This window comes from Rhizobacter sp. P1_G5 (assembly GCF_056405435.1).
Genome location: NZ_JBFUCB010000222.1, coordinates 1 through 8,800, shown reverse-complemented (window position 1 = coordinate 8,800; position 8,800 = coordinate 1). Strand labels below are relative to the sequence as shown.

At 69.0% G+C, this 8,800-nt stretch carries 10 protein-coding genes; 6 read left to right on the top strand and 4 right to left on the bottom strand.

What is annotated here, in order from left to right; genetic code table 11:
• A partial coding sequence (locus AC1D12_RS16535; protein ID WP_477841594.1) for a dihydrodipicolinate synthase family protein occupies positions 1 to 533 on the bottom strand: 533 nt, incomplete at its 3' end.
• 123 nt (positions 534 to 656) lie between these two features.
• Here AC1D12_RS16535 and AC1D12_RS16530 point away from each other — a divergent pair.
• On the top strand, positions 657 to 1,586 hold the full coding sequence (locus AC1D12_RS16530) for a LysR family transcriptional regulator (protein ID WP_477827911.1): 930 nt from the start codon (positions 657 to 659) through the stop codon (positions 1,584 to 1,586).
• Between the two features lie 162 nt (positions 1,587 to 1,748).
• Here AC1D12_RS16530 and AC1D12_RS16525 read toward each other — a convergent pair whose 3' ends face one another.
• A complete protein-coding gene (locus AC1D12_RS16525; RefSeq protein ID WP_477841592.1) occupies positions 1,749 to 2,903 on the bottom strand; it encodes an alpha/beta fold hydrolase in 1,155 nt (384 codons plus the stop codon).
• A 178-nt stretch (positions 2,904 to 3,081) separates the two neighbouring features.
• On the opposite strand from AC1D12_RS16525, the gene AC1D12_RS16520 reads away from it, so the two are divergent.
• Positions 3,082 to 3,702: a TetR/AcrR family transcriptional regulator gene (locus AC1D12_RS16520; RefSeq protein WP_156155082.1), complete on the top strand. Its 621-nt coding sequence runs from the start codon at positions 3,082 to 3,084 to the stop codon at positions 3,700 to 3,702.
• Here the strand turns inward: AC1D12_RS16520 and AC1D12_RS16515 are convergent.
• Complete coding sequence (locus AC1D12_RS16515; protein WP_477841590.1) at positions 3,699 to 6,074, bottom strand: ATP-binding protein; 2,376 nt, start codon at positions 6,072 to 6,074, stop codon at positions 3,699 to 3,701. The genes AC1D12_RS16520 and AC1D12_RS16515 overlap by 4 nt on opposite strands.
• A 102-nt stretch (positions 6,075 to 6,176) precedes the next feature.
• Here AC1D12_RS16515 and AC1D12_RS16510 point away from each other — a divergent pair, with 102 nt between their 5' ends.
• Positions 6,177 to 6,356: a hypothetical protein gene (locus tag AC1D12_RS16510; RefSeq protein WP_477841588.1), complete on the top strand. Its 180-nt coding sequence runs from the start codon at positions 6,177 to 6,179 to the stop codon at positions 6,354 to 6,356.
• A gap of 61 nt (positions 6,357 to 6,417) precedes the next feature.
• A complete protein-coding gene (locus AC1D12_RS16505) occupies positions 6,418 to 7,374 on the top strand; it encodes an NPP1 family protein (RefSeq protein ID WP_477828196.1) in 957 nt (318 codons plus the stop codon).
• 29 nt (positions 7,375 to 7,403) lie between these two features.
• On the opposite strand, the gene AC1D12_RS16500 is transcribed toward AC1D12_RS16505, so the two are convergent.
• The gene (locus AC1D12_RS16500) at positions 7,404 to 7,832 is read right to left on the bottom strand and encodes a VOC family protein (RefSeq protein ID WP_477841586.1); all 429 of its coding nucleotides are present in this window, start codon (positions 7,830 to 7,832) and stop codon (positions 7,404 to 7,406) included.
• A gap of 127 nt (positions 7,833 to 7,959) precedes the next feature.
• Between AC1D12_RS16500 and AC1D12_RS16495 the strand changes: the two genes are divergently transcribed.
• Both AC1D12_RS16495 and AC1D12_RS16490 read left to right on the top strand, forming a co-directional pair.
• Positions 7,960 to 8,625 (top strand): TetR/AcrR family transcriptional regulator, encoded by a 666-nt coding sequence (locus AC1D12_RS16495; protein WP_465112625.1) that lies wholly within the window; start codon positions 7,960 to 7,962, stop codon positions 8,623 to 8,625.
• Positions 8,615 to 8,800: hypothetical protein (locus AC1D12_RS16490; protein ID WP_477841584.1), on the top strand; the 186-nt coding region annotated here is incomplete at its 3' end. The genes AC1D12_RS16495 and AC1D12_RS16490, both read left to right, overlap by 11 nt.

The following is an 8,800-nucleotide window of genomic DNA, read 5'->3' as shown; positions in this document are numbered from 1 at the left end:
TACTTGTTCATGTCGCGCTGCCCCACCTTGAAGGCGGCGACGGCGGGCAGGCGGGCCAGCTCCGCCAGCGTGGCCGACGAGTACGACGCGCGCGTCCACGCCGGGTAGACGTGCGCCACCAGGTCGAGCCCGACCGAGGCGATGGCCTCGAAGTAGCGCGTCACGTGGTCGGGGCGAAAACCGAAGCGCAGCCAGTGGTGCGGCGGCATCACGTCCAGCGCCTTGGCACCGGCTTCGCGCGCCATCGCGGCCTGCTCGGTGGCGTCGCGCGTGCCTTCGCAGACGATCGACGAGATCACCGGCAGCCGGCCCTTCAGTTCGTCGGCGACGATGCGCGTCACCTCGGCGCGCTCGCGCGGCAGCAGCGAGAACACTTCGCCGGTGTGGCCGTTGGTCATCACGGCCACCACGCCAGGCTGGGTGGCCAGCCACGCGGCGTGCTTGCGCAGCGCGGGCTCGTCGATGCGGTGGTCGCCGGTGAACGGGCAGGCGATCGCGGGGATGATGCCGCGGTAGTTCGGGATCGTGCGCATGGGTCTTGTCTCCTGTGTGTATGTCGAACAATCGTGTTGAACAATCGCCGTGGATCTTGCGCGCCGCGGCCGCCGTTGACCAATGCCGCTTGAGTCTTCTTCCATGCCTTGTGAGCACCGCCCATGAACCTGATCTGGCTCGACGATTTCCTGACCCTGGCGGCCAGCGGCAGCTTCTCGCGTGCCGCGCAGGAGCGGCACATGACGCAGCCGGCCTTCAGCCGCCGCGTGCGGGCGCTGGAAGACTGGCTGGGCGTGGTGCTGTTCGACCGGAGCACCCAGCCCGCCACGCTGACGGAGGCCGGGGAGTGGTTTCGCGCGGTGGCGCAGGAGCTGCTCACGCGCGTTGCGGGCATCCCCGACCAGGCGCGCGCAGTGGCCGATGCGAGTTCGGCCACGCTGCGCATCGCGTCCACCCATGCGCTGTCGTTCAGCTTCCTGCCGGGCTGGCTGCGCGGGCTGGAGTCGCGGCTGGTGCAAGGACCAGGGCAAGGGCCGGGCCCGGTGCAGCTGATCTCCGACGTGATGCAGCAATGCGAGGCGCTGATGCAGCAGGGCCGCGTGCAGTTCCTGCTGTGCCATGGCCATGAGCAGGTGCCGAGCCGGCTGGACCCGGCATCGCACCTGTGGGCCGTGGTCGGCCACGACGCGCTGTTGCCGGTGTCGGCGCCCGACGCCTCGAGCCGGCCGCGTCACTGGCTGGACGACGGCGGCGGCAAGCCGGTGCCGCTGCTCGAGTACAGCGCCGAGTCCGGCATCGGCCGCCTGGTGCGTGCCTTGCGGGGCAGTGCGCTGGCCGAGGCGCACACGCAATCCGCGCTGACGGCGCACCTGGCCAGCGTGCTCAAGACGATGGCGCTGGACGGCCGCGGCGTGGCCTGGCTGCCGCGCAGCCTGATCGCCGACGACCTGGCCGCCGGCCGCCTGGTCGCCGCGGGCGGCGCACAGTGGGTGATCGAGGTCGAGATCCGGCTGTTCCGGCCGCGCTCGCCCTTGCCGCGGGCGGCCGAACGCTTCTGGGCGACGGTCGAGGAGGTGCGCCCGGCTTCTTGAGGGCTAGCCGCTGAACAACTTCACACACCCTTCCGATTGGAAGAGTGGAAGCGCTTCCCAATATTTGTCTCCCTCGATGGGTGGACCGACCTGGTCATCGGCGATCCGCCGGCGCATCCCTTTTCCGGCGCGGTGAGGGGCCGTACCAGCCCGATGAAATGGTCAGGCCGCCTGGTCATCCATGAGCTCCAGAAGATCAATCGCGCTCCGGGCTCGCGCATCATTTCCCGTCGCCAGTCCCACGAGGTGGGGGCGCAGGGAATGAATGAACGTCTTCAGTGCTTCTTGCACCGAGACTCCAAGGTATGTTTCGTACCCTTGCTCCGGAGTGAATGTGCCGCCGAGGTCGATGAGCGATTCCATGACGGCGCGTTGCGCCCATGCTCGCCCACTGACAAGAATCTGCTCCAGCGCGGGAAGGGCACCCAGTACGACCGGGTAGAAGGTGCCTGCGTGGTTGTTGCCCATTGCCCAGAGGAACGCATCGCAGGCGTCAACTGCGGCCTGTTCATCGTTCGCTTCTCGAAGCGCAAGAAGGGCCCTCTCCACGCTGCCTGAGTCGTTTGAGTCTGGCTGCGGAAATTGGTCGATCCGGGTCGCGAGGCGAGACGAGGCGAACTCGAGGACGCGCCGAACCACGCGCGGGTCTTCGAGCAGCGTCTTGTAGTGCCCCAGGCCCTCGAGGAGGAGCCATTGAGCGCCAGGCCAGCTGGCCGCGGCGGCCTGCGCACCTTCGTGGGGGACGACCTTGTCATCGGACCCGTGAATGAACAGGGCCGGCTGGGGCATCGACGCAGCCTGTCGGCGCATGTCGATCCGGTCGGGATGGACGCCGATCACCTCCTGCAGCCGGTTCAGCAGGTGCGTCACGGTGGCCCCCTCCAATTTCGCTTGCCGTGCCATTGCGCGCACATACCCGCCATAGTGGGTCGGCGTCGCCAGGAGAGCCACACGGCCCACCTGCAGGCCTTCGTCCAGGGCCTGCACGATGCAGGCCCCGCCGATCGAGTGCCCGACCGCCAGCGCCAGCGGCCCGGCGACACCCTCGACCGCTCGCAACACACGCGCCGCCAGCGGGATGGACAGGCGCTCTCCGCCGGAGGTCCCGTGGCCGGGGAGGTGGGGGGCCCACACGGTGAATCCCGACGCCACGAGGGCGTCGCCGATTGTCTCCATGTCGGACGTCCTTCCCTGCCAGCCGTGGACGAGCAATGCGTGGGGGCCGCGGCCGCGCTTTCTCACATGCACCATCACCTGTGCGCCGTCAGGCCACGCTCCGGGGGTGTCGACGAGCAAGGAAATGACCTCGGCATCCACTGTCCGCGCGTCCTCGGGTGGCCGCTTGATGCGCAGCAGCGCGTCGATGAAGGCTTCGACATCGGCGCCGGGGGCGACGGACGTGTCTTGATGCGATGGTATGGAGGGCTTTCGATGTGTACAGGTCTGTTCCTTTAACTATAGGTACAGACCTGTACCATTGTCAACGGAGACCGCCATGACGACCTCGAACATTCCTGTCCAGGAAATCCGTTCCCGCCGAGGCGCGCCCGCGAAGGGCGAGCCCACCGCCCGGGAGCGCATCCTCGCCATCGCGCTCGATGCCTTCTACCGGGAAGGCATTCTTGCGACGGGCGTGGACACCATCGCCGAGCGGGCAGGGGTGTCCAAGACGAGTCTCTACCGCAACTTCGCCTCCAAGGATGAGCTGATCGAGGCGGTGCTGCGGGAGCAGGACCGCTTGTTCTTTGCCTGGTGGGACGAGATGGCGGGGCGACACCCCGACGACCCGCGCGCGCAGCTGCGGGGCTTGCTCGATGCGTTCGGGAAGCTGAGTTCGTCTCCCAGGTTCCGGGGTTGCCCGTTCATCAATGCCGCCACCGAGTTCCGGGGCCTCGATCACGTCGGCAAGACGCTTTCTGCCCAGAACAAGATCGAGGTGGTGCGACGACTGGCCGACATGTGCCGATTGCTGGGCGTCGCCGATCCCGCGCGGGCCGCTCGCCAACTGCTGCTGCTCATCGATGGCGTCCTGGCGGACGGGCAGTTCGGCCCCGAACTGCACTTCAGGGAAGGACTCGCCGATGCGGCGTTTGCCTGCATCGGACTGGGCGCCTAGGACCCTGGCGTGGCCAACCAACCCGCCACCCATCCCTCCACCTCCTGCTGCGTCATCGCCTCCCCTGCAGCCTGTTCGGCCTCGAACCGCTCCACCCCCAGCGCCCCCCGCGATGCCGCCATCAGCGGCGYGATGAACGCCTCGTCCACCGGATCGGCCCGCTCCCCATCCTCGCGCCTTCCCGCCAGCGCCACGCCGTGCAGCCTGGCCGCCTGCACATGCTCCCCCAGCGCCGAAGCGAGGCCCGCGGCCACTTCCGCCAGCCTCGCCCCCATCTTCGGCAGGCCATCGCGCCGCACCAGCGGCCACAACGCCTGCAGCGTCTCCCGCGCCGCCGGCCATTGCCCGAGGGTGACCTGCACCTGCGCCAGGTTGCTCTGCAACTGTCCCGTCACCGACGCCGGCAGCTCGAGCCGCTTCGCCAGCGCGATGGCTTCGTCGTACAGCGCCCGTGCCTGCGCATGGCGGCAGACACCGCGGTGGATCTCGGCGATGTTGTTCAGGCTGACCACCAGGCGGATGTCGGGCACGCCGTTGGAACGCAGCAGCTCGGTCGCCTGCTCATACGCCGACAAGGCCTCGTCGGCGCGCCCCAGCGCATGCCATGCGTTGGCGCGCAGGCTCAACGCCACGGCGGTGCGCTCGGCGTTGTCGGCCGATGCCGCCAGCTCGCCGCCCCGGTCGGCCCAGCGCAAGGCCTCGTCGTAGAAGCCGCGCTTGTACGCGAGGTGCGACATCGCCAGCAGCGCCTTGCCGCGCAGCGCCTCGTCGAGCCCGTGTGCGTCGCGCGCCAGCGCGGCGGCGCCCAGGCAGTAGCCCACGTCGAGCGGGCCGGCAAAGGCCCAGTAGCGGCCGAGCGCCGCCACGAAACGCCAGCCGGCGTGGGCGCCAGCCGGTAGCTGGGCGCACCAGTCGTGCGCCGCGATCAGGTTGTCCTGTTCCGCCTTCAGTCGCGGCAGCCACGCCAGTTCGCCCGGGCCGTGCAGGTGGCCGCCGGCCTCTTCGGCAAAGGCGACGAAGTGGGCCAGGCAGCGCGCACGCACGGCCTGCGCTTCGCCGGTCTCGTCGAGCAGGTCCTGCGCGAACTGGCGCACCGTCTCGAGCATGCGAAAGCGCGGCTCGGGCAGGTTCTCGGGCGCCATCACGAGCAGCGATTTGTCGTGCAGCTGCGTCACGATCTGCAGTGCGGCGTATTCATCGTCGATGCCCGCGGCCACGGCCGCCGCGGCCAGCGTGCAGCCACCGACAAAGACCGAGAGCCGCGCGAAGACCTGCGCTTCCGGCTCGGACAGCAGCTTCACGCTCCACTGCAGCGTGGCGCTCAGCGTGCGATGACGCGGCGCCACGTGCGAGCTGCCGGTGAGGAAGCGGAAGCGGTCGTCCAGCCGCGCGCGGATCTCGTCGACCGCAAACATGCGCACGCGCGCCGCGGCCAGCTCGATCGCGAGGGCGATGCCGTCGAGCCGGCGGCAGATCTCGGCGATGACCGGGGCGTTGGCCGGTGTCAGCGCGAAGTCGGGCCTGGCGAGCCGGGCCCGGTCGACGAAGAGGCGCACGGCATCGGAGTCGAATGGCAGCGGGCCGACCGCGAAGATCTGCTCGCCCGGCAAGCCCAGCGCCTCGCGGCTGGTGGCAAGGATGCGCAGGCCGGCGCAGGCGCCGAGCAGGCGGTCGGCGAGCCGTGCCACGGGGTCGATGAGGTGCTCGCAGTTGTCGAGCACCAGCAGCGCGCGTGCCGCGCCGATGTGCGCGCACAGCGCGTCGAGCGGATCGGCCGTCGTGTCCTGCCGGGCGCCGACGGCCGACGCCACGGCGGCGAGCAGGCGCCGTGGATCCTGCAGGGCCGCGAGGTCGACGAACCACGCGCCCGCCGCAAAGCCCGCCAGCTGCCGCTGCGCGAGCTCGATCGCCAGGCGGGTCTTGCCGCTGCCACCGGTGCCGGTGAGCGTCAGCAGCGGTGCGCGCTCCAGCAGGCCGGCGCAGTCGGCCAGCGCGTGCTCGCGGCCGATGAAGCGGGTGCGCAGCAGCGGCAGGCGGTGCGGTGTGGAGGCGGCTTCGCCGCGCTCGGGCTCCGCCTCGCGCAGCGCGGCGGTGAACTGGTAGCCGCGGCGCTTCACGGTGGCAATCGCTTCCGCCCCCAGCAGCTTGCGCAAGGCCGAGATCTGCACCTGCAGGTTGTTCGGCTCGACCACCAGGCCGGGCCACGCGAGATCGATCAGATCCTCCTGCCCCACCACCTGGTCGCGCCGCTGCGCCAGCGCGATCAGCACGTCGAGGGCCCGCACGCCGAGCGCCGCCGGCTTGCCGTCGTCCAGCAGCAGGCGTTCGGCAGGGCGCAGTTCGAAGCGACCGAAGTGGAGCGGTGTCGACACGGGTTGGCGCGGGTTTCAGCTTGATTTCAGGTGGGTGAAGGACGCGGCGATGGCGTGCGCGGGACAGTCGCCGCACTGCATCAGACCCCCGGGAGACCGCCCATGGATTTCATCACGACCATTATCCGCACGCTCTCGCACAGGCCGGCACCATCGCATTTCGCGATGGATGGCTGCCAGGGCCTGGTCGCCCAGTGTGAAGCCGAGTCCGACGGCGACAGCCTGCGGCTGTATGTGGATGGCCGGTTCGTGGGCTGGATCGAGGGCGTGGTGCGCCTGTAGCGTCAACAGGCCGTCATGGGCGGGCCGCACAGTCCGCCGGCCCTCCACTTCATGTCAGAACATGACGAACACGTTCTTCTCCCTGCGTGCCCTGAAGTCCATCGCGATTGCTCTCATCGCCGTGACCGCTGCCGCGGCCCACGCCGATGAACTGCCGCGCTGGGACACTGCCATCACGAAGTACAACGAGAAGCAGGTCCGCGACTTCCATCCGATGTTCGATTTCGATTCCGATGGCTGCTACCCGGCCACACCGTTCAACCGCAACAACAACCTGAGCCAGAACCCCGGCCTGAACGCCACCGGCACCGTGCAGGGCGCCTGCCGCGACGGCGGCTGGGGCAACTTCGCCAACACCATCCACCGCCAGCTGTGCCGCGAGACGGTGGAGGGCAGCGATCGCATCGAGCGCTGCGCGCACTTCTACGAGCTGTACTTCGAGAAGGACCAGGCGATCGGCCTCACGTTCCTGGGCGGCCACAAGCACGATGTCGAGACGGTGATCGTCTGGACGGGCAAGAAGAACGGTGGGGGCGATTTCATCTCGCACGTGTCGGTCAGCGCGCACGGCAACTACACCACGCTGCCGATGGCCGGGCTGGAGAACCACTGGGGGCACCCGCTGGTGGTCTATCACAAGGACGGCGCAGGCACCCACGCGTTCCGCTTCGCGAATGCCAACGACCATGCCCACGTCGAGTTCATCGGCAACTGGGGCGAGTTCTACGCGCCGGACATCATCAGCCACTACAGCGCCGTCGCGCAGTGGAATGGCGACGAGTGGACCCGCTACCTGGCCAACCGCAACTACCGCGTGGCGCTGGAGAACTCGAACTTCGGCAGCGCGAGCTTCAAGACCCGCAACGACGGCGAGATCATGAACCAGGCCAACAACGCCGCACCGCGCGGCGATGCGTTCTGGGCCGATGTCTGGTTCCTGTGGGACGACGTGTGGGCCACGCGCGCGAAGGAATTCCAGGCGAACTACCCGCAGACGTACACGCGGATCAGCGAGTGATCTTCAGCGACTGACAGAGCCCGGCGCGGTCAGAACGTGATCACCACCGACCCCGCGCTGCGCTTCGCCTCGCCGTGGAACACCGCCTCGATGTTGTTGCCGTCCGGGTCGAGCAGGAAGGCGGCGTAGTAGCCGGGGTGGTAGGGCCGTTCGCCCGGCTTGCCGTTGTCGCGGCCGCCGGCTTCCAACCCGGCGCGGTGGAACGCCTCCACCATCGCACGGTCCCGGGCCTGGAACGCGAGGTGGTGGCGCCCCGTCAGATGGCCCTGCGCCGCCTGACTGTCGGCGGTGGAGACGAACAGCTCGTCGATCCAGAAGTAGTCCGCGGCACTGCCGCCCACCGGGATCCCCAGCACCTGGGCCACCGCCTCGTAGAAGCGTTTGCTGGCCGCGAGGTCGGACACGACGAGCTGCAGGTGATCGATGRGACGGCCGCGGTGAAGTTGCTGGGCTTCCATGGGGACTCCTCGGTGCTGGGTGGTGGACGGTATTTTCTGAGCCCCACCACGACGTGGAGTTCCGGTCCTTGAAGAACCCGCAAACCTCGCCTATTTTTGAACGATCGTATAAACCGATCGTTCAACCATGAGCCTCAGATCGTCCGACGGCGTGCAGCCGGGCAAGGATGCGTCCGTCGTCGACACCCGCGAGAAGATCCTCGACGCGACCTTCCGGCGGCTGGCGAGCGAGGGGTATGCGGCGCTCAGCGTGCGCCAGATCGCGAAGGACGCCGGCGTGAACCACGCGTTGATCAACTACCACTTCGGCACCAAGGACCAGCTGGTCATCGAGGTGCTCGATGCAGCGAACCGCCGGCTGCTGGCCCGCCAGGGCTCGATGTATGCAGGCCCCGGCGGCTATGCCCGCAAGTGGGCCGAGGCGCGGCGCTTCTACGACAGCGACCTCTCTTCCGGCTTCGTGCGCGTGCAGGCCGAGTTGTGGGCCGCGAGCTTCTCGAACGCCGATCTGCGCAAGAAGTTCCTGCCGCGGCTGCTGGCCTGGAAGCAGCTGGTGCGCGACGTGGTGGGCGAGGCGGTGGCGGCGCTCGAGTCCTCCGGCGTCACGCTGCCGGCGCCGTTCACCGCCGATGTCATCGCCTGCTGGATCTCGGAGTTCTGGCTCGGCATGGAATTCGCCGACCTGCTCGGCGTGAAGCAGGAGCGGGCGCAGCACCGTGCGGCGCTCGATGCGGTGCAGGCGCTGCTCGAATCGCTCGACGCCCGCGCGGCAGGGCAGGGCGATGGACGCTAGCAGCAGCCCGTACGGCAGCGTCGAGCCGGCCCGCCAGGGGGTCGTCGACCGCGACGGCGTGCGCATCTGGTACGCCGTCTGGGGCGACAGCGGCCCGTGGATCGCCTTCGCGCCGCCCATCCAGATGGTGCACAGCGAGATGCTGAAGGCCACGGTGCCGTACCTGTCGCAGCAC

Bases quoted from the DNA above. Each gene is read 5' to 3' on its own strand.
- AC1D12_RS16530 (WP_477827911.1), top strand. From the start codon at position 657: ATGAACCTGATCTGGCTCGACGATTTCCTGACCCTGGCGGCCAGCGGC.
- AC1D12_RS16520 (WP_156155082.1), top strand. From the start codon at position 3,082: ATGACGACCTCGAACATTCCTGTCCAGGAAATCCGTTCCCGCCGAGGC.
- AC1D12_RS16510 (WP_477841588.1), top strand. From the start codon at position 6,177: ATGGATTTCATCACGACCATTATCCGCACGCTCTCGCACAGGCCGGCA.
- AC1D12_RS16505 (WP_477828196.1), top strand. From the start codon at position 6,418: ATGACGAACACGTTCTTCTCCCTGCGTGCCCTGAAGTCCATCGCGATT.
- AC1D12_RS16495 (WP_465112625.1), top strand. From the start codon at position 7,960: ATGAGCCTCAGATCGTCCGACGGCGTGCAGCCGGGCAAGGATGCGTCC.